Annotated in this window: 2 protein-coding genes; both read right to left on the bottom strand. The window is 75.5% G+C overall.

From position 1 onward, the window contains the following. Positions 1-2: 2 nt before the first annotated feature. Complete coding sequence (locus IF30_RS0104265; RefSeq protein ID WP_051709195.1) at positions 3-12377, bottom strand: non-ribosomal peptide synthetase; 12375 nt, start codon at positions 12375-12377, stop codon at positions 3-5. Beyond that, positions 12364-21957: a non-ribosomal peptide synthetase gene (locus IF30_RS0104260; RefSeq protein ID WP_051709193.1), complete on the bottom strand. Its 9594-nt coding sequence runs from the start codon at positions 21955-21957 to the stop codon at positions 12364-12366. Before IF30_RS0104260 ends, IF30_RS0104265 begins: the two co-directional genes overlap by 14 nt. Positions 21958-21969: the final 12 nt, after the last annotated feature.

Genomic DNA, 21969 nt, shown 5'->3' with positions numbered 1-21969 from the left:
GGTCACCGCCCCGCCGCGTGCCGGGCCGCCGACCGCAGGTCGGCCAGCAGGTCCTCGGCGAGCCGCTCGACCGTGGCCCGGTGGTGCACGTTCCGGGAGTAGTACCAACTGAGGCGCAGGCTGCCTCCGCTCACCCCGCCGACCACCTCCAGCAGGTGGCCGACCTCGGCGTCGGGGCTGCGGTCCCGGCCGATGGAGGGATGGAACGCGTGGTACAGCCCGCCGTCACCGCCCCCGGCCGTCGGGTCCGCCTGGCCGTGGTAGTTGAACACCACCTGCGCGGTGGCACCGACGGGGCCGGCCGGCTCCTTCAGGTACCGCAGGGCACCGTGGCCCAGGCCGTTGCCGGGCACCGCGCGCAGCTGGCGCCGGACCGACCGGGCGAGCGAGGGCCAGTCGGCGTCCGGTTCGGGCAGTTCCAGGGCCACCGGGTGGATCGTGGTGAACCAGCCGACGGTCCGGGAGAGGTCGAGGTCGTCGAAGATCTCCTCACGGCCGTGCCCCTCGAGGTCGATCAGCACCTGCCGCTCGCCGGTCCAGCCGCCGAGGGTCCGGGCCAGCGCGGCCAGCAGCAGGTCCCGGGCGGGGGTGCGCAGCCGGCCGACCGCGCGCAGGAACTGCGCGGTCTCCTCCGGCTCCAGGACCACCGTCACGGTGTCCACCGAGCCGGCCAGGTTCGGCCCGTCGCCGTCCCGGGGCAGCTCGGCGGCCGGCCGGACGGCCTCCCAGTACGGCGCCTCCCGGTCGAAGCCGCCCTCCCGGGTGTGCCGCCGCAACTTCTCGGCCCAGCGGCGGAAGGAGGCGCTGCGGAGCGGGGGTGCGGCCGGCTCACCGCTGAGCCGGGCCCGGTAGGCGCTCTGCAGGTCGTCCAGCAGGATGCGCCAGGAGACCGCGTCGACCACGAGGTGGTGCGCGGTGAGGAAGAGCCGGGGCCGCCGGCCCGCCCCCAGGTCGAACCAGAGGGCGCTCAGCAGCGGTCCCTCCCCGAGGTCCAGGCCGGCGTCCGCGTCGGCGGCGAGCCGGTCCATCTCCGCGGCCTGGTCCGGCTCGGGGTGCTCCGACAGGTCGTGGCGCCGCAGCAGGTCGACCGCGTCGGCGGCGACCGCGTACTGCTGCCAGCCGTCGGCGGTCCGCCGGTAGCGCAGGCGCAACGCGTCGTGGCGGGTGGGCAGTTCGGCCAGGGCGGCGCGCAGGGACGGCTCGTCCGCGTCGTCGGTCAGCTCGATCAGCACCGACTGGGTGAAGTGGTGCGGGGCCACCGGGTCGGCGCCCAGGAAGGCGGCCTGGATGGGGGTCAGCGGTACCTCCCCGGTCGTCGGCCCGTCCGGCTCGGGCTCGTCGGCCGTCTCGGGGGTGACCACCTCGGCCAGTCGGGCGACGGTCGGGTTCAGGAAGAGGTCCCGGGAGGCCACCCGCAGGCCGGCCTGCCGGATCCGGTGGACCAGCTGGATGCTGAGGATGGAGTCGCCGCCCGACTCGAAGAAGTCGTCGGTCACGCCGACCCGTTCGAGGCCGAGGACGTCCGCCCAGACCTCCGCGAGGATCCGCTCGGTCCCGGTGCGCGGCGCCGTGTACGTGCCTTCCGCGCCCTCGACCGGCCCGGGTGCGGGCAGGGCCCGTCGGTCGACCTTGCCGCTGGGGGTGAGCGGGAGCGCGTCCAGCACCACGACGGCCGCGGGGACCATGTAGTGCGGCAGCGCCCGGCGGGCGAAGGCGCGCAGCCCGGCCGGGTCGGGCGCCTCGGCACCGGCGGCGGTCACGTACGCCACCAGCTGCGGCGCCCCGGCCGCCCCGGGCCGGACCGCCGCGGCGGCGTCGGCCACCGTCGGGTGGCCCTGCAGCAGGGCCTCGACCTCGCCGAGTTCGATCCGGTGGCCGCGCAGCTTGACCTGCGCGTCGATGCGGCCGCAGAACTCCAGGCTGCCGTCCGCCCGGTAGCGCACCAGGTCGCCCGTGCGGTACATCCGGGCGCCTGGTTCGGTGGCGTACGGGTCCTCCGTGAAGCGCTCAGCGGTCAGTTCGGGCCGCTCGTGGTAGCCGCGGGCGACGCCGAGGCCGCCGATCCACAGCTCGCCCCGGGTGCCGCGCGGCACCCGGCGGCCGTACTGGTCCAGCACGTGGAAGACGGTGTTGAGAACGGGCGTGCCGAGCGAGACCTCGCCCCGCTCCAGCGCGCCGGCCTCCAGCGTCCAGGTCGAGGACCAGACGGTCGTCTCGGTCGGGCCGTACATGTTGACGACCTCGCCCGGGCAGAGCGCGGCCAGCTTGCGGGCCAGGCCACGGTCGAGGGCCTCGCCGCCGACCAGCATCCGGCGCAGCCCGCCGACGAGGGCGCGGCCCTCGGCGTCGGCGAGCAGCAGCCGGGCGTAGGACGGCGTGCACTGCAGGTGGGTGGGGTCCAGGCGGCGGTGGGCGGCCCAGTCGGCGGTGGTGCCGGCCGCGACCACGACGCGGTAGCCCCGGGTGAGGGTCCACAGCAGTTCGAGGGTGGAGATGTCGAAGGAGAGGCTGGTGACGGCCAGCCAGGTGTCTCCGGGGCCACCACCGATCCGCTCGTCCATGGCGCGGCAGAAGTTGGCGAACTGGGCGTGCTCGACCAGGACGCCCTTCGGCCGGCCGGTGGAGCCGGAGGTGAAGATGACGTAGGCCGGGTGCTCGGGGCGCAGCGGCCCGGTACGGTCGGCGTCGGTCGGGTTCCCGGTCGGGTTCCCGGCCGGCTCTGCCGTCGGGTGCGGGTCCTCGAGCACCGGCACGCCGTGCGGCCCGCCCGGCAGTTCGCCGATCACCAGGGCCGGCCTGGCGTCGTCGAGCATGAACGCGACGCGCTCGGCGGGCATTTCGGGGTCGACCGGGAGGTACCCGGCGCCGGCCTTCAGCACTGCGAGGACCGCGACCACGGTGTGCACCGCCCGGACCCCGGCCACGGCGACCAGCTGCTCGGGGCCGATGCCCCGGGCGATCAGCCGATGCGCCAGCCGGTTCGCCCGGGCGTTGGCCTCGGCGAAGGTCAGCGTGCCGTCCGGGCCGACCAGCGCGGTCAGCTCGGGGGTGTCGGCGGCCTGCCGTTCGAACCTCTCGACGAACCCTTCCAACGGGCCCGGCAGTTCGGGGCCGGCGGGGGAATCCGCCGTGTCCGGCAGCGGGAGGTCCGCCAGGCGGCGGTGGCCGGTGACCACGCCGGCCAGCAGGACCCGCAGCTGCTCGGCCAGCGACGCGACGGTCCCCGGGTCGAACAGGGCGGTGCTGTAGCCGATCACCGCCTTCAGCCGCCCTTGCTGCTCGTAGAAGTTGAAGCTCAGGTCGTGGCCGATCTCGTCGCTGACCAGCGGGGTCGGCTCGACCCGGAGGCCGGGCAGCCGGATCTCGCCGGAGCGGTCGGTCTCCAGGCCGACCATGACCTCGACCAGGGCGTTGCGGCTGGGGTCGCGGTCCGGGCGGAGCGCCTCGACCAGCTGGTCGAACGGCGTCTCCTCGTGGACGAAGGCCTCCAGGACGGCCTCCCGGACCCGGCCGAGCAGCTCCGGGAAGCTCATCGACTCGTCGACGGTGGTGCGGAGCACCACCGTGTTGACGAAGAAGCCGACGATGTCCTCCAGTTCGGGGCGGCCCCGGCCGGAGGTCGGAGTGCCGACGGCGAGGTCCGACTGCCCCGACGCCCGGGACAGCACGACCTGGACGGCGGCGACCAGGGCCATGAACAGGGTGGCGTCCTGCTGCCGGGCCAGCGCCCGGAGCCGGTCCGCCAGCGACGCGGGCAGGTCGACGGCGAGTACCGCCCCCGCCGTCTCCCGGACCGCCGGGCGCGGCCGGTCGGTGGGCAGTTCCAGCGGGGCGAGCCCGGCCAGCCGCTCCCGCCAGTACTCCAGGTGGCGGTGCTGCTCCGGGGTGTCCAGGCGCCCGCGCTGCCAGGCGGCGTAGTCGGCGTACTGCACGGGCAGCGGCGGGAGGACGGCCGCGGTGCCGTCCAGCGCGGCGGTGTAGCAGGCGCCGAGGTCGCGGGCCAGCAGGTCCATCGACCAGCCGTCGGTGGCGATGTGGTGGATGACCAGTGCGAACAGGTGCCGGTCCGGGCCGGTCCGGGCCAGGGCCGCCCGTAGCACCGGGCCGTCGACCAGGTCGAAGGGCTGCCCGATCCGCTCGCGGAGCCACTCCTGCGCCGCGGCCTCGGCGTCGGCTCCGGGCGTGTCCGCCCGGTCCGGCTCGAAGAGGAGCAGTTCGGGCTGTTCGGCGGGCCGGACCAGCTGGACGCCGCGGCCGTCGACGGTGTGGTAGACGGTGCGCAGCGGCTCGTGCCGCTCGACCAGGGCGGCGAGCGCCGTGCGCAGCGCGTCGACGTCCAGCGGCCCGTCCAGCCGCAGCCCGAGCACGGTGTTGTACTCGGTGCCCCCGGGTGCGAAGTCGTGCAGGAACCAGAGGCGCTGCTGGGCGGACGAGAGCGGCAGCGGGCCGCTCCGGTCGACCGGCACCGGGCCGGCCTCCTCGGCGACGCCCTGCCCGTCGAGCCAGGCGGCCAGTGCGGCCACGGTGGGTGTGTCGAACAGCTGACGGGGGGAGACCGCGAGGCCGAGGGCGGCGCGGATCCGGGAGATCACCCGGATGCTCAGGATCGAGTCGCCGCCGAGGTCGAAGAAGCCGTCCTCGACGCCGACCCGGGCGGTGCCGAGCACTTCGGCCCAGATCCCGGCGAGCAGTTCCTCGGTGTCGGTGCGCGGGGCGGTGTACGGGAGGTCGGCGGTGTCCGGGGCGGCCGGGGAGGGCAGTGCCCGCCGGTCGACCGTGCCGCTGGGCGTCACCGGCAGGGCGTCCAGCACGACGTAGGCGGTGGGTACGGCCGCAGCCGGCAGGCTCTCGGCGAGGAAGGCCCGGAACTCGGCGGGCTCGGGCAGCGGGCCGGTACCGACCACGTACCCGACCAGTCGGCTCGGGCCGCCGGCGTCCGTGCGGACGGCCGCGGCGGCCGAGTGCACGGCGGGGTGGCGGGCCAGGGCGGCCTCGACCTCGCCGAGCTCCACCCGGAAGCCGCGGATCTTCACCTGGTCGTCGGCCCGGCCGAGGCACTCCAGGTTGCCGTCGGGCCGCCAGCGGGCGAGGTCGCCGGTGCGGTACATCCGGGCGCCGTCGGTCGTGGCGAAGGGGTCGGTCCGGAAGCGCTCGGCGGTCAGCTCGGGGCGGTTGAGGTAGCCCCGGGAGACGCCGCCGCCGGCGATCCAGCAGTCGCCCACCACCCCGGTCGGCACCGGCCGCAGGTCGCGGTCCAGCACGTAGATCCGGGTGTTGGCGAGCGGACGGCCGATCGGCACGAAGGCCGCGTCGCCCAGCGGGTCGCCGCCGAGCTGGAACACGGTCGAGTCGACCGTGGTCTCGGTGGAGCCGTAGGCGTTGACCAGCACGGTGCCGGGGGCGAGCCCGGCCAGCACCTCGGCGGCCGCGTCGACGGGCCAGCCCTCGGAGCCGACCATCAGCACCTTCAGCGACTCCGGTTCGACCCCGCGCCAGCCGAGTTCGGCGACCAGGGCGCGGGCCAGGGTCGGCACCGTGATCATCAGCTCGGACCGGTCCGCCAGCAGCAGGTCGGCCAGGGCGACCGGGTCGCTCACCGCCTTCGCCGGGCAGACCGTCATGGTGCCGCCGAACAGGGCGGCCAGCAGGAAGTCGGAGAAGAAGAGGTCCACCGAGACGCTGGAGACCGAGAGCACCCGGGGCCGCAGCGCGGTGAGGCCGTAGCGGGCGTCCCAGCCGTGGATCATGTGGTGGACGTGCCGGTGCTCGACCATGACGCCCTTGGGCCGGCCCGTGGTGCCGGAGGTGTAGATCACGTAGGCGAGGTCGTCCGGGGTCGCGCCGCCCTCCGGCGCGCTCGCCGGCAGGGCCGCCAGCAGCTCCCGGTCGCGATCGAGGCAGACGGCCCGGGCGCCGTCCCCGGTGACCCGGTCGAGCAGCCGCTCCTCGGTGACCACCACCGGGGCGTCGGCGTCCGACAGCATCTGCCGCAGCCGCTGCGCCGGGTACTCCGGGTCCAGCGGGACGAAGGCGCCGCCGGCCTTCTGCACCGCGAGCAGGGCGACGACCGCGTTCGCGCCGCGGGTGACGCAGACGCCCACCAGCACCCCGGGCGCCACCCCGAGGCCCTTCAGGTGGTGCGCCAGGCGGTTGGCCCGCTCGTCGAGTCGGCGGTACGTCAGCTCCTCGTCGTCGTCCTTGACCACGATCGCGTCCGGGGTGCGGGCGGCCTGCTCGGCGAACAGCTCGGGCACGGGGCGGGCGCGCGGCAGACGGGTCGCGGTGTCGTTCCACTCCACCAGCAGCCGGTGCCGCTCGGCCTCGGTGAGCACCGGCAGCTCGCCCACCGGGGTGTGCGGCGCCGCGGCGAGCGCGTCCAGCAGGGTGGTGAGGTGCCCGGTCATCCGGGTGATGGTCTCCGGGTCGAAGAGCGCCGGGTCGTAGCCGATCGCCAGCCGAAGTTCCTCGCCCGCGTGGGCGGTCAGGGTGAGTGCGTAGTTGGTGTGCTCGTCGCCGCGGAACGCGCCGACCCGCAGGCCCGACCGGGCCGCCTCCGCCTCGTCGTACGGGTAGTTCTCGAAGACCACGATGCTGTCGAAGAGGCCGCTCGGGCTGCCGCTCCAGCGCTGGATCCGGGTCAGGTCGACGTGCTCGTACTGGCGCGCCTCCACCTGGGCCGCCTGCACGCCGCGCAGCCACTCGGCGGCCTCGGCGGCGGTGTCGACGGCCACCCGGACCGGCACGGTGTTGATGAACAGGCCGACCATGCCCTCCGCGCCGGGCAGGGACGCCGGGCGGCCGGAGACGGTGGCGCCGAAGCACACCTGCGACTCTCCGCTGTAGCGCGCGAGCAGCACCGCCCAGGCGCCCTGGACCAGGGTGTTGACGGTCAGCCGGGCGGCCCGGGCCGCCTCGTACAGCCGGTCGGAGCGCTCCGGCCCGAGGCCCACCTGCTCCTCGCGGGAGGACCGGGTGCCGTGCGCCCGCACCGGCTGCCGGTCGAAGGGCAGCGGGGTGGGCACGGAGAAGCCGTCCAGCGCGCCGCGCCAGTACCGCTCGGCCTCGGCGTCGTCCTGCGCCGCCAGCCACTGCACGTAGTCGCGGTACGGGCGGCGCGCGGTGACGTCACCGCCCTGGCCGCCGGTGAGCAGCGCGTACTCCCGGAAGACGTCGGACAGCACTCCGGCGAAGCTCCAGCCGTCCAGCATCATGTGGTGGGTCGACCAGAACATCTCCACGGCGTCGTCGGTGAGCCGGACGATGCCCACCCGGAGCATCGGGGCGGTGCCGAGGTCGAGGCTCTGCCCGGTCCGCTCCGCCCAGATCCGGTCGGTCTCGGCCTCGCGTTCCGGCTCGGGCAGGGCGCGCAGGTCGAGGTGCTCGACCGTCACCGGGACGCCCGTGTGCACCACCTGCAGCGGCTCGGGGACGTCCTCCCAGACCACGGCGGTGCGCAGCACCGGGGTGCGGTCCACCGTCCGCTGCCAGGCCGCGGCCAGTGCGGCCACGTCCTCGACGCCGTCGAGCCGGACGCCGAAGTGCCCGGTGTACATGTCCCGGCCGGCCTCGGAGAGGGCGTGGAAGAGCATGCCGCTCTGGGTCGCGGTGAGCGGGTAGACGTCCTCGACCGCGCGGCCGTCGCCGACCAGCCGGTCCACCGTGGCCTGGTCGAGTGCGGCGAGCGGGAAGTCCGAGGGGGTGCAGCCGCCCGCGCCCGGGGTGGTGCAGTGCTCGACGATCTCCCCCAGTGCGGTCAGGAAGGCCTCAGCGACCCGCCGCACCGTCGACTCCTCGTGCAGTTCGCCGGAGTAGACCCAGTGGAACTCCAGGTGTCCGTCCGCGACCCAGCCGTTGACCTCCAGCAGCTGGTGCCGGGCCTGGCCGGCACCGCGCTCGTGCCCCTCGACCGGCAGCCGGCCGAGGAACAGGCCGGACTGCGCCGCCCCCGCGTCCAGCCGGCCCAGGTAGTTGAAGCTGATGCCGGGCTCGGCGGCGGCCCCGGCGCCCTCCGTCCCGCCGAGTCGGCGCAGCGCGCCGTAGCCGAGGCCGTTGGACGGCACGGCCCGGAGCTGCTCCTTGACCGTCTTGAGCACCTCGCCCCAGCCGGCGCCGACCGGGGCGGCCAGGACGACCGGGAACAGGGTGGTGAACCAGCCGACCGTACGGGAGAGGTCGACGTCGGCGAACAGGTCCTCGCGGCCGTGGCCCTCCAGGGCGACCGCCACGGCGCCGTCCCCGGTCCAGCCGGAGAGCGCCCGCCAGAGTGCGCTGAGCAGCACGTCGTTGACCTGTGTCCGGTAGACGCCCGGCACCTTGCGCAGCAGCGCGTCCGTGCGGTCGGCGTCCAGCCGGACCGAGACGGTGCGGGCCGAGCCGGCCGTGTTCTCCCCGGCGCGGTCCACGGGCAGCGGGGCGGCGGCCGCCACGGCCGCCTCCACGCCGTCCCAGTAGGCGCGTTGGCCGGCGAAGCCGCCGGAGCGGGTGTGCTCGCCGAGCCGGGTGGCCCACTCCTGGAAGGAGGTGCTCCGGGGCTGCAGGACGATCGGTTCGCCGCGCAGGGCCTGCCGGTAGCCGGTTTCCAGGTCGGCGAGGAGGATGTGCCAGGACAGCGCGTCCACCACCAGGTGGTGGGCGACGAGCAGGAGTCGCGGCCGCTGGTCCGGGCCGTCGCCGGCCGGGAGCAGTCGGGCCCGCAGCAGGGGTCCGTCCGCCAGGGGGAAGCCGGTCTGGGCCCGTTCCACGAGTTCCCGGACGGCTGCCTCCCGGCGTTCCGGGGTGAGGCCGGCGAGGTCGATCCGCTCGAAGTCGGCGGCGCCGTCGGCGGGGTGGTGCAGCCGCCACTGCCCGTCGGTGCGCTCGGCGCGCAGCCGGAGCGCGTCGTGGTGTCCGACCAGCGCGTCCAGCGCGGCGCGGAGCGCGGCCTCGTCGGCGCCGTCGGCGGACAGTTCGAGGCAGACGGCCTGGTTGAACCGGTCGAGGCTGTCGGTGAGCCGTTCGAAGAACCAGTGGTGGATCGGGGTCAGCGGGACGTCTCCGGCCGTCGGGCCGCGCCGGGCCGCGGCTCCGGTCCCTGCGGCCTCGGCGGCCTCGGCGGCTTCGGCTGCCTGGGCGGCCTCGGCGGCGAGTTCGGCGACGGTCTGGCGCAGGAAGGTCTGCCGGGCGGTTATCGGCAGGCCCGCCTCGCGGGCCCGGGCGACCACCTGGAGGCTGAGGATGGAGTCGCCGCCGAGGTCGAAGAAGTTGTCCTCGACGCCGATCTCCTCGACGCCGAGCAGCTCCTGCCAGATCCGGGCGAGGGTCTCCTCGACCGGGTTGCGGGGCGCGACCCGGGTGGCGGCCGGGTCGCGGCGCAGGTCGGGGTCGGGCAGGGCGCGCCGGTCGACCTTGCCGTTGGCGTTCAGCGGCAGCCGGTCCAGCAGCACGAACGCCGCCGGGACCATGTACTCGGGCAGCTGCCCGCGGGCGTGGGCCCGCAGCTCGTCCACGCCCGGGCCGTCGGCCTCGACCACCAGGTAGGCGACCAGCCGGCGGGTGCCGCGCGCGTCCTGCTTGACGGCCACGGCGGCGGAGGTCACGGCGGGCTGCCGGGCGAGCACGGACTCGATCTCGCCGGGCTCGATCCGGAAGCCCCTCAGCTTGACCTGGTCGTCGGCCCGGCCCAGGTAGTCCAGGGTGCCGTCGGCCAGCCACCGGGCGCGGTCGCCGGTGCGGTACATCCGGGTGCCCGGCGCGCCGTACGGGTCGGCGACGAAGCGCTCGGCGGTCAGGTCGGGCCGGCCCAGGTAGCCGCGGGCCAGGGCCGGGCCGGAGAGGTAGACCTCGCCCGGGACGCCGGCCGGCACCGGGCGGAACCGGCCGTCCAGCACCCGCACCCGGACCCCGGGCAGCGGGCGGCCGATCGGGACCGGGCCGTCGCCGAGGGCGGCCGGGTCGATCCGGGCGCTCATCGTCGCGCAGACCGTCGACTCGGTCGGCCCGTACGCGTTGATCATCGGGCGGTCGGCCGACCAGAGCCTGGCCAGCGCGGGCGGGCAGGCCTCGCCGGCCACGACCAGGGTGAGGCCGGCGGGTATCCGCTCCGCCGGGAGCGCGGTCAGGGCGCTCGGCGGCAGGGTGACGTGGGTGACCCGGTGCCGGGTCAGCAGTGCGGCCAGCGGCTCGCCGGGCACCAGGTCGTCCTTGCCGGCGACCACCAGGGCGCCGCCGGAGAGCAGGGCCATGCCGATCTCGGAGAAGGCGGCGTCGAAGGAGAGCGAGGCGAACTGCAGCACCCGGGTGTCCGGGCCGGTGCGGAAGTGGGCGGACTGGCCGGCCACCAGGCCGTGGATGCCGGCGTGGGTGACGACCACGCCCTTGGGGCGGCCGGTCGAGCCCGAGGTGTAGATGACGTAGGCGGGGTGTGCCGGGAGCAGGGCCTGCGCCGGCTCGGGCGCGGTGTCCGGGAGCGCGGCGAGCTCGGCGGCGGTGTGCGGTGCGTCCGGGCAGACCGCCGCTGCCGTGGAGGCGAGCCGCTCGGCGGTGGCCGTCCCGGTCACCAGCAGGACGGGCTCGGCGTCGTCGAGCACCAGCCGGATCCGCTCCTGCGGGTGGTCGAGGTCCAGCGGCAGGTACGCGGCGCCGCTCTTCAGCACGGCCAGCACCGCGACCACCGCCGCCACCGACTTCGGCAGGCCGATCGCGACCAGCTTCTCCGGCCCGGCGCCCCGGGCGATCAGCAGGTGTGCCAACCGGTTGGCCCGCCGGTCGAGTTCGGCGTAGCTGAGGGTCTCCTCGGCGGAGACCAGGGCGGGCGCGGACGGGTCGCGGGCGAGCTGCGCCGCGAAGAGCTCCGGTACGGTCCGGGGCTCCTGCCCCTGCGCCGTACCGCTCCACTCCTCGACCAGGCGGTGCCACTCGTCGGGGCCGAGCATCGACAGGGCGGCGATCGGCTCGCCGGGCGCCCGGGCGATCCGGCCGAGCAGGACCACCAGGTGGTCGGCCAGCCGTGCGACGGTCTGCGGCGTGAACAGGTCGGTGCTGTAGCCGAGGTAGCCGGTCAGCTCGCCCGCCCGCTCGAAGAAGTCGAAGGAGAGGTCCATGCTGCTGGTGACCACCGGCGGCGGGACGTCCGCGATCCGCAGGCCGGCCGGCGCCGCGGCGGGCTCCGGGGTGTTGTGCAGGTTGACCGCCACCTCGGCCAGCGCCGGCCGGCTGGAGTCGCGCTCCGGTCGGAGCGCCTCGACCACCTGCTGGAACGGGAGTTCCTGGTTGTCGAGCGCCGCCAGCACGGTGGTCCGCACCGAGTCCAGCAGGCCGGCGAACGACCGGGACTCGTCGATCCGGCTGCGCAGCACCAGGTTGTTGACGAAGAAGCCGACCAGCGGCTCGGTCTCGGCGCGGCCGCGGCCGGAGACCGCGGTCGCCACCGCGACGTCGTCGCGGCCCGCCCAGCGGGACAGCAGCAGCTGCACCCCGGCGACCAGGGTCATGAACAGGGTGGCGCCGCCGTCGCGGCCCACCTCGCGCAGCCGGGCGGCCAGTTCGGCGGGCACCCGGAACTCGTGCAGCCCGCCGGCGCCGCTGCGGACCGGCGGCCGGGGGTGGTCCGTCGGCAGGTCGAGCGGGGCGAGACCGGCCAGTTGCTCCCGCCAGTGGTCCAGTTGCCCGCGCAGCGCCGGGCCGGCCGCCCGGTCCCGCTGCCAGGCGGCGAAGTCCGCGTACTGCACGGCGAGTTCGGGCAGTCCGGCGGGCCGGCCGGTGGTCTCGGCCGAGTACAGCGCGGCCAGGTCGCCGATCAGGACGCCGAGCGACCAGCCGTCGGTGACGATGTGGTGCATGCCCAGCACCAGGACGTGCTCGTCCCGTGCCAGCCGCAGCAGCCCGGCCCGGAACACCGGCCCGGTGCGCAGGTCGAAGGGGTTCCGCGCCTCCGCCAGCAGCGCCGCCTGCACGGCGGACTCCCGTTCGTCGTTCGGCAGTCCGGACAGGTCGGTGACGGCGAGCGGCACCGGCCCGGCCGGCCCGACGTGCTGCAGGCCGACCCCGTCCACCGCGTCGAAGACGGTGCGCAGCGACTCGTGCCGGGCCACCAGCAGGTCCAGCGCGGCCCGCAGCGCCGCCACGTCGAGCTCCCCGCTCAGCCGGACCGCCCGCAGGGTGTTGTACTCGACGCTCTCCGGATCGATCTCGTGCAGGTACCAGAGCCGCTGCTGGGCCGAGGAGATCGGCGAGCCGCCCTCCCGGGAGACCCGGGTGATCCGGTCCTGCTCCCAGTCGTCCAGCGCCTGCCCCATCAGCCGGCTGCGCAGCATCTCCTGCAGGTGGGCCGGCAGCGCGGCGATCCGGGCCTCCCTCGAAGCGGTGTCGTCCACGGTGTCCTTCCCGTCACGCCCTGCCATGCGTACCGCCCCCTACCGCCGCTTCCAGACTGCTCAGGATCATTTCCTCCAGGACCTCCGCGAGAGCGGCCACCGTCGGCCGGTCGAAGAAGTCCCCCGGCGAGAGCTCGACGCCGAACGCTCCCGCCATCCGCGACATCAGCCGCAGACTCGTGATGGAGTCCCCGCCGAGGTCGAAGAAGTTGTCCTCGACGCCGATCCGCTCGGCGTCGAGCACCTCGGCCCAGATCCGGGCCAGCGCCTCCTCGGTCGGCGTCCGGGGCGCCAGGTAGCCGTCCGCCACGGTGTCCCGGCGGGTCGGCGCGGGCAGTGCCTTGCGGTCGACCTTGCCGGTGGGGTTCAGCGGCAGGGCGTCCAGGACGACGAAGGCCGAGGGCACCAGGTGGCCCGGCAGGATGCCGGCGGCCGCCCGGCGCAGCCCCGCGGAGTCGAGCGCCGGGCCGTCCGGCGCGGGCACCACGTAGGCGACCAGGCGCTTGTGCCCGGACTCCTCCTCGCGGGCGACCACGACCGCCTCGCCGACCCCGTCCAGGCCGAGCAGCGCGTTCTCCACCTCGGCCGGCTCGACCCGGAAGCCGCGGATCTTCACCTGCTGGTCCGCGCGGCCGGCGAACTCCAGCTGCCCGTCGGCGTTCCAGCGCACCAGGTCGCCGGTGCGGTACAGCCGGGAGCCGGGCGGGCCGAACGGGTCGGCGACGAACCGGCCGGCGGTCAGCCCGGGCTGCTCGAAGTAGCCGCGGGCCAGCCCGACGCCGCCGACGTACAGCTCACCGGTGACGCCGACCGGCACCAGCGCGAGGGCCGGGTCCAGGACGTGCACCCGGATGTTCGGCGCGGACCTGCCGAGCGGGACGGTGCGGTGCCCGGCGCCCGGCTCGACCGGGAACATGGAGACCGCCATCGCGGTCTCGGTCGGGCCGTAGATGTTGAACAGACGCCGGCCGTGCGACCACTCCTCGGCCAGCTCCGGCGGCAGCACGTCGCCGGCCACGCCGAGGACGGCCAGGTCCGGCAGCGCGTCCGGGTCCAGCGCGGGCAGCAGGGCCGGCGGCACGGTCAGGGCGCCGATCCGGTCCTCCCGCAGCTGCCGTTGCAGCAGCTCCGGGCTCTGCACCGCGTCGGGCCTGGCCAGCACCAGGGTGGCGCCCGCCACCAGGGTCTTGAAGACGTCCCAGACGCCGCCGTCGAAGCTGAGCGTGTAGAACTGCAGGACCCGGCTGCCCGGGCCCAGCCCGTAGGCCCGGCCGGCCATCAGCACGATGTTGTACAGCGAGCGGTGCTCGATCATCACGCCCTTGGGCCGGCCGGTGGAGCCGGAGGTGAACATCAGGTAGGCGAGGTCGCGCGGGCCCGCGCCGGTCTCCGGTGCGGTGGACGGCCGGGCGGCGATCGCGGCCGCCTCCTCGTCCAGGCAGACCACGGCGGTGCCGTCCTGGGCGAACCGGTCGGCCAGTTCGCGCCGGGTCAGCAGCACCGGCGGCCGGGCCTCGGCCAGCATGCCGTTCAGCCGCTCCGGCGGGAAGCCGGGGTCGAGCGGCAGGTAGCCGGCCCCGGCCTTGAGCACGCCGAGGATGGCCTGCACGGCTTCCGGGCCGCGGTCCAGCGCGATCCCGACCACGTCGCCCCGGCCGACGCCCAGCGCGGCCAGGTGGTGACCGAGCCGGTTGGCCCGCCGGTCGAGTTCGGCGTAGCTGATCACGGTGTCGCCCGCGACCAGTGCGGCGGCGTCGGGCCGGCGCTCCGCCAGCTCGGCTATCACCTGCTCCACCCGGCGGTCGACGACGTCCGCGGTGACGGTGCCGCTCCACTCCTGCCCGAGGGTGTGCCGCTCCGCCGCGGTGAGCACCGGCAGCCGGCCGAGCGGCCGGTGCGGGTCCTCGGCGACGGCCGCGAGCAGCACCTCCAGGTGTCCGGCCATCCGCTCGACGGTCGCGGCGTCGAAGCACGCGGGGTCGTAGTGGAGCAGCAGCGAGAGCCGGTCCTCGGCGTAGGCGACCAGGTTCAGCGGGAAGTTGGTGCCGCTGCGCGCCTTGATCCCGACCAGTTCCAGGCCGAAGTCGGCCGCCAGCCGGTCGTCCACCGGGTAGTTCTCGAAGATCACCACGCTGTCGAACAGCTCGGTCTCGCTGTCCGGGGCCACCCACTGCTTCAGCCGGGTCAGCGGCACCTGCTCGTGCTGCCGGGCCTGGGCCTGGTCGTCCTGCAGCTTCCGCAGCCAGTCGACCAGTTCGGCGCCCGGGTCGACCTCGGTCCGGACCGGCAGGGTGTTGATGAACAGGCCGATCATGTCGTCCACGCCGTCCAGCTCCGCCGACCGGCCCGACACCGTGGCGCCGAAGCAGACCCGCGACTCACCGCTGTAGCGGGCCAGCAGCAGCGCCCAGGCGCCCTGCAGCACCGTGTTCAGCGTCACCCGCGCCTCGCGCGCCACCGCGTTCAGCCGCTCGGACAGCTCGGCCGACAGCCCCAGCGCCACCTCCGCGGAGGAGGCGCTCCGGCGGCCCGCCGCCGGCGGCCGGTCGTACGGCAGCGGCGTCGGCGACTCCCAGCCCGCCAGCACGCCCCGCCAGTACTCCTCGCCCGCCGCGGAGTCCAGCCCGCGCAGCCAGGCCACGTGGTCCCGGAACGGGCGGCGGCGCTCGGGGGCGCGGCCGCGGCCGGTCGTGCCCTCCGGCCCTTCGGCGTCGTCGGCGGCCCGGGGCGGCCCGGCCAGGGCGGTGTACTCGGCGAGCACCTCCGCGAGCAGCCGGGCCGCGCTCCAGCCGTCCAGCAGCACGTGGTGGAAGGTCCAGAACACCCGGACCCGGCTGTCGTCCAGGACGGCGACCGCGATCCGCATCAGCGGCGCGGTGGCGAAGTCGAGTCCGCGCTCGCGGTCCTCGTGGAGGAACCGCTCGACGGCCGCCCGGCGGCCGGCCTCGTCCAGCTCCGTCCAGTCCAGCCGTGCCACCTCCAGGGCGGCTTCGGTCCGGACCACCTGCATGGGCTCCGGCAGGCCGTCCCAGCGGACCGCGGTGCGCAGCACCGGTGTGCGGTCCACCACCCGCTGCCAGGCCCGGCCGAGCAGCTCGGGGCTCCGGACGCCGGACAGCTCGAAGTGGTTCTGCTCCAGGTACAGTCCGCGCTGCCGGTCCACCAGGCTGTGGAAGAGCATGCCGCTCTGCATCGGGGTGAGCGGGTAGACGTCCGCGACCTGCCGGCCGTCGCCGACCAGCCGGTCCAGCGCCTCCTGGTCCAGCCCTGCCAGGGGGTAGTCGGACGGGGTACGGCCGCCGGCCCCGGGCTCGGCGCAGTGCGCGACCAGCGCGGCGAGCGCGGCGAGGTACTCGTGGGCGAGCCGCTCGACGGTCTCCCGGCGGTGCACCCGCTCGCCGTACTGCCAGCTGAACTCCAGCCGCCCGTCCCGGACGGCGCCGACGACGTCGATCAGGTGCAGCCGGGCGCCGTCGCCGTCCTGGTACAGGCCGATCCCGGAGACCGTCCGGTACAGCCCGCCGCGGGCGGTGCCGCCGAAGCGGCCCAGGTAGTTGAAGCCGAACTGCGGCAGCGGGTCGGCGGCCAGCTCCGGCGCACCGACGGTGCGGCGCAGCGCGCCGTAGCCCAGGCCGCGGCCGGGCACCGCCCGCAGCTGCTCCTTGACCGACTTCAGCAGGGCGCCGGGGCCGGCCTGGTCGGCCGTGCCGTCCAGCAGCACCGGGAAGTACGAGGTGAACCAGCCGACGGTGCGGGAGAGGTCCAGGTCGTCGAAGAGCTCCTCGCGGCCGTGCCCCTCCAGGGCGATCACCGTACGCGGCCGGCCGGTCCAGCGGGCCAGCACCGGGGCGAGGGCCGCCAGCAGGACGTCGTTCACCTCGGTGCGGTAGGCCTCGGGGACGTCCCGCAGCAGCGCCTCGGTGGCGGCGGCGTCCAGCCGGACCAGCACCTCCCCGGTCGCGGAGACCGGGTTGGGGCCGTCGCCGTCCTGCGGCAGCCGGTGTTCGGCGTCCGCGAACGCCTGCTGCCAGTGGGCGAGTTCGCCGTCGAAGTGCCGACCGGCGGCCAGCTCGGTGAACCGGTGCGCCCACTCCCGCAGCGAACCGCCGGGCGCGCCGAGCTCTGTCGGGCGGCCGGCCAGGGCCTGCCGGTAGGCCGTCTCCAGGTCCTCCAGCAGGATCCGCCAGGACACGCCGTCGACCACCAGGTGGTGGGCCGTCAGCAGCAGCCTGGCCGGGGCGCCGTCGGCGGTGAACAGGACGGCGCGCAGCAGCGGGCCCCGGGTCGGGTCCAGGGCGTGCTGGGCCTCCTCGGTCGCGGCGGCGACCGCGGCTTCGGCGTCCGGGAGCCCGGTGACGTCCACCACCCGCAGCAGCTCGGCGTCCTCCTCGGCGGCGGGCTGCTGCGACCAGCGGCCGTCGGCCCGGGTGAAGCGCATCCGCAGGGCGTCGTGCTGCTCCGGCAGGGCCGCCAGGGCGGCGCGCAGCGCCGATTCGTCCGGGGTCTCGGCGAGTTCGACGGTGACGAACTGGTTGAACGCCGCCGCGCCGTCGGCGTGGACGTGCTCGAAGTAGAGGTGCTGGATGGGCGTCAGCGGGACCGGTCCCGCGACCCGGTCGGCCCTCGCCGATGCGGGGGCCGGCTGCCCGGGCTCCGGCCCGTCCGCCAGTGCGTCCGCCAGCTCGGCCACGGTCGGCCGGCGGAACAGGTCCTTGGAGGTGAGCCGCAGGCCGGCCCGGCGGGCCCGGGAGACCACCTGGAGGCTGAGGATCGAGTCGCCGCCGAGGGCGAAGAAGTTGTCCCGCACGCCGATCCGGTCGACGCCGAGCACCTCGGCCCAGATCTCCGCCAGGGCGCGCTCGGTGCCGGTGGTCGGCGCGTCCGGCCCCGCCGACGCGGGGGCGGCCGCCGGTACGGGCAGTGCCCGCCGGTCGACCTTCCCGTTCGGGGTGAGCGGCATCCGGTCGAGGACGGTGAAGACGTCCGGCACCATGTAGCCGGGCAGCACTTCCCGCAGGCGGGCGGCGAGTGCCTCCGTCCGCAGTTCGGCCCCCGGCTCGGGGGTGACGTACCCGAGCAGTCGGCGGCCGTCCGCGGTCGGTGTGACGGCGCACTGCGCGACCTGCGGCAGGGCGCCCAGCCGGCTCTCGATCTCGCCGAGCTCGATCCGGAACCCGCGCACCTTGACCTGGGTGTCCACCCGGCCGAGGTAGTCGAGCGTCCCGTCCGGGCGGCGGCGCACCAGGTCGCCGGTGCGGTACATCCGCGACCCGGGCGGGCCGAACGGACAGGCGACGAAGCGCTCGGCGGTCAGGTCCGGCCGGCCGAGGTAGCCGCGGGCCAGCCCGTCGCCCGCCAGGTGGAGTTCGCCGGCCACGCCGACCGGCACGGGCTGTCCGTACGGGTCGAGCACGTAGGCGGCGGTGTTGTCGACCGGCAGCCCGATGCCGGGCGGACGGCCGTCGGAGTCGTCCGGGCCGACCTCGCCGGCCGTGGCGACCACGGTGGCCTCGGTCGGCCCGTAGTTGTTGACCAGCCGGAACGGCAGGCCGGCGGCGGGGCGCCGGTGCAGCACGTCGCCGCCGGTGAGCACGGTGCGCAGGGCGGTGCCGGCCAGGCCCGGCTGGTCCAGCAGGACCTCGGCCAGCGGGGTGGGCAGGAAGCAGACCGTCGTCCCCGCCCGGGCGAGCCAGTCCACCAGGGCGGCGGGGTCGTCCAGCGCCTCCGGCTCCGGCAGGTCGATCCGGGCGCCCGCGGTCAGGTACGGCCAGAGCTCCCACTGGGCCGCGTCGAAGCCGAGCCCGGCCAGCTGGGTGGCCCGGTCCCCGGGCTCGATCCGGTACGCCCGCCGGTGCCAGGCACAGAGGTCGGCGAGCGAGCGGTGCGAGATCATCACGCCCTTGGGCACCCCGGTGGAGCCGGAGGTGTAGATGACGTACGCCAGGTCCTCCGGTGCCACCCGGACGTCCGGGTCGACGGCCGGCCGGCGCTCGATCTCCGGCCAGGCGCGGTCGAGTTCGACCACCGTGGCGGGGGTGTCCGGCAGCCGGCCGGCGGTGGCGGCGATCAGCACCGGCGCGCCGGTGTCCTCGACCACCAGGCGCACCCGCTCGGCCGGCAGGTCGGGGGCCAGCGGCACGTACGCCCCGCCCGCCTTCAGGACGGCGAGCATCGCCACCGGCAGCAGCGGGCTCCGCTCCATCACCAGCACGACCCGCGCACCGGGGGTGACGCCGAGCGCCACCAGGTGGTGTGCCAAGCGGTTGGCCCGCTCGTCGAGTTCGGCGTAGTCGAGCCGCTGCTGTCCGGCGCCGACGGCGATCGCGGCCGGGGTGCGCCGGGCCTGCTCGGCGAAGAGCCGGTGGACGGGCCGCGCGGTGTCGTGGTCGGCGGCGGTGTCGTTCCAGCCGGTCACCAGTTGTTCGCGTTCGGGGCCGGTGAGCAGCGGGAGTTCGGCGATGCTGCGGTACGGGTCGGTGCCGAGCGCGGCGAGCAGCACCCGCAGCCGGTCGGCCATGGCCTCGATGGTCCGCGCGTCGAACAGGTCGGCGTTGTACTCGACCATGACGTCGAGCGCGCCGTCCCGCTCGGTGAACTCCAGGGTGAGGTCGAGCACCGCCGACCGGCGCGGCAGGTCGTACGGCTCGCTGCGGACCCCGGCGAGGTCGAGCACCCCGGCGGGGGCGTTCTGCAGCACCACCATGGCCTGCACCAGCGGGGTGAGGCTCGGGTCGCGTTCCTCGCAGAGCTCGTCCACCAGGTCCTCGAACGGGATGTCCTGGTGGGCGAAGGCGCCGAGCACGGTCTCCCGCACCTGGGCCAGCAGCTCCGGGAAGGGAGCCCGTCCGTCGACCTCGGAGCGCAGCACCACGGTGTTGATGAACGAGCCGACCAGCTGCTCGAGTTCGGGCCGGTCACGGCCGGAGACGGCCGTGCCCACGGCGATGTCCGACTGGCCGGAGAGCCGGGCCAGCAGCACCTGGGAGGCCGCCACGAGGGTCATGAACAGCGTCGCGCCGTTGGCCCCGCCCAGCGCCTTGAGCCCGGTCACCACGGTGTGGTCGATCCCGAAGCGGTGGACCGCGCCGGCCGCGGTGCGGACGGCCGGGCGCGGCCGGTCCAGCGGCAGCTCCAGCGGGTTCAGTCCGGCCAGCCGGTCGCGCCAGTAGTCGAGTTGCCCGTCGACCGCCGGTCCGGCGACGCGCTCGCGCTGCCAGGCCGCGTAGTCGGGGTAGCCGATGCGCAGCGGCTCCAGGGCGGCGGGCCGCCCCTCACCCGCCGCGGTGTAGAGCGCGCTCAGCTCGTCGGCGATCAGGCCCATCGACCAGCCGTCGGTGGCCAGGTGGTGGATCCCGAGGGCGAGTACGTGGTCGTGCTCGGCCAGGCGGACCAGCAGCGCCCGCAGCACCGGTCCGGTGCCCGGGTCGAAGGGCCGGGCGGCCTCCTCGGCCAGCACCCGCTCCAGTTCCGCGGCGCGCTCCTGCGCGGGCACCGCGGAGAGGTCGGCCACGGTCAGCGGCACCTCCGCCTCGGACGCCGGGAGGACCACCTGGTACGGCTCGCCGTCCTCACCGGAGATCACGGTGCGCAGCGGCTCGTGCCGCTCGACCAGCCCGGCCAGGGCCGCGCGCAGCGCGTCCTCGCGCAGCGCGCCCCGCAGCCGGTGGCCGACGTGGACGTTGTACGCCGCGCTGCCCGGATCGAACTCGTGGAGGAACCAGAAGCGCCGCTGGGTGGAGGAGAGCGGCAGCCGGCCGTCGCGGTCGACGGGCTCGATCGGCGCCCCGGCGGCCGACTCGGACCGCCCGTCGGCCAGGCCGGCGACGGTCCGGGCCTGGAACAGCGCCCGGACGCTCAGGTCCCAGCCGAGTTCCGCCCGGATCCGGGAGATCGCCCGCACCGCGGACAGCGAGTCGCCGCCGAGTTCGAAGAAGTCGTCGGTGACCCCGACGTCGGCCAGGCCCAGCACCTCGCGCCAGACCCCGGCCAGGGTCTCCTCGACGGCGTCGCGCGGTGCGACGGACTCCGCCGCCACGCTGTCCTGCCGGGTCGGTGCCGGGAGCCGGCGGCGGTCCAGCTTGCCGTTGGTGGTGAGCGGGAACCGCTCCATGACGTGGAAGGCGGAGGGGATCATGTAGCCGGGCAGCCGGTCGGCCAGCAGCTCGCGCAGCCGCGACGGCGACGGTACGACGGCCTCCGGCCCGGCGGGCACCAGGTAGGCGACCAGCCGGCGGTCTCCCGGGCGGTCCTCCCGGACCAGCACCGCGGCCGCGCCGACCGTCGGCTCGCGCTTCAACGCGGCCTCGATCTCGCCGAGTTCGATCCGGAAGCCGCGCAGCTTCACCTGGTCGTCGCTGCGCCGCAGGTACTCCAGGGAGCCGTCGGCGCGCAGCCGCACCAGGTCGCCCGAGCGGTACATCCGCTCACCCGGCGCTCCGAACGGGCAGGCCACGAACCGGGCGGAGGTCAGGTCGGGCCGGTTGGCGTAGTTGCGGGCGAGGCCGGGCCCGGCCACGTACAGCTCGCCGGTCGCGCCCGGCGCCACCGGCCGCAGTCCGGCGTCCAGCACGTGGAAGTCGAGGTCCGGGATGGCCGTGCCGATGTCGCTGCCGACGGCGGCGGCCGCCCCGGCCTCGTCGAGCGCGAGGAAGGAGGCGTGCACGGTGGTCTCGGTGATCCCGTACATGTTGACCAGGGTCGGAGCCTTGTCGCTGTGCCGCTCGTACCACTCCCCCAGCCGGCCGAGGTCCAGCGCCTCCCCGGCGAAGACCACCCAGCGCAGGGCCAGTCGGGCGCTCAGCTCCGGCTCGGCGCGGTCGGCGGGCATCAACTGGTAGAAGGCCGAGGGGGTCTGGTTCAGCACCGTGACCTGCTCGTCGGCCAGCAGCCGCAGGAAGTCGGCGGGCGAGCGGGTCACCGCCTGCGGCACCACCACCAGCCGGCCGCCGTGCAGCAGGGCGCCCCAGATCTCCCACACCGAGACGTCGAAGGCGAAGGAGTGGAAGAGCGGCCAGACGTCGTGCTCGTCGAAGCCGTACCAGTGCGCGGTCGAGGCGAAGAGCCGCGCCACGTTGCCGTGCGGGATCACGACGCCCTTGGGCCGCCCGGTGGAGCCCGAGGTGTAGATGACGTACGCGGGGTCCTGCGGGCTGCGGCCGGCCGTGGGCAGGGCCGTGGTCGCCGCCGCGGCCAGGGCCGCGGCCGTGCCCGGGTCGTCGAGGGCCAGCCAGTGGCCGTCCGTCCGGAGCCCGGCGAGCGCCCCGCCCACCTCGGCGGTGGTGAGGGTGAGCACCGGCCGGGCGTCGGCCAGCACGTAGGCGATCCGCTCGGCCGGGTACTCGGGATCGATCGGCACGTAGCCCGCACCGGACTTGAGCACCGCGAGGACCGCCACCAGCATCTCGGCCGACCGCGGCAGCACCAGCGCGACGAACCGCTCGGGGCCGGCCCCTTCGGCGACCAGCAGTCGAGCCAACTCGTCGGACCTGGCGTCCAGTTCCGCGTAGCTGATCGACTCGTCGCGGTACGTCAGCGCGATCCGGTCCGGCGTCCGAGCCGCCTGCTCGACGAACAGCCGGTCCAGGCAACGATCCTGTGCGACACCCATCGGAACTACTCC

The organism is Streptomyces sp. NRRL S-350, from assembly GCF_000719705.1.
Lineage (GTDB): Bacteria > Actinomycetota > Actinomycetes > Streptomycetales > Streptomycetaceae > Kitasatospora.
The sequence above is the reverse complement of the archived record's forward strand: the minus strand, read 5'-3'. Positions and strand labels throughout refer to the sequence as shown.

What these genes read in the sequence shown, in the direction of transcription:
- IF30_RS0104265 (WP_051709195.1), bottom strand. Translation starts at nt 12,377, where the DNA reads ATGGCAGGGCGTGACGGGAAGGACACCGTGGACGACACCGCTTCGAGG.
- IF30_RS0104260 (WP_051709193.1), bottom strand. Translation starts at nt 21,957, where the DNA reads ATGGGTGTCGCACAGGATCGTTGCCTGGACCGGCTGTTCGTCGAGCAG.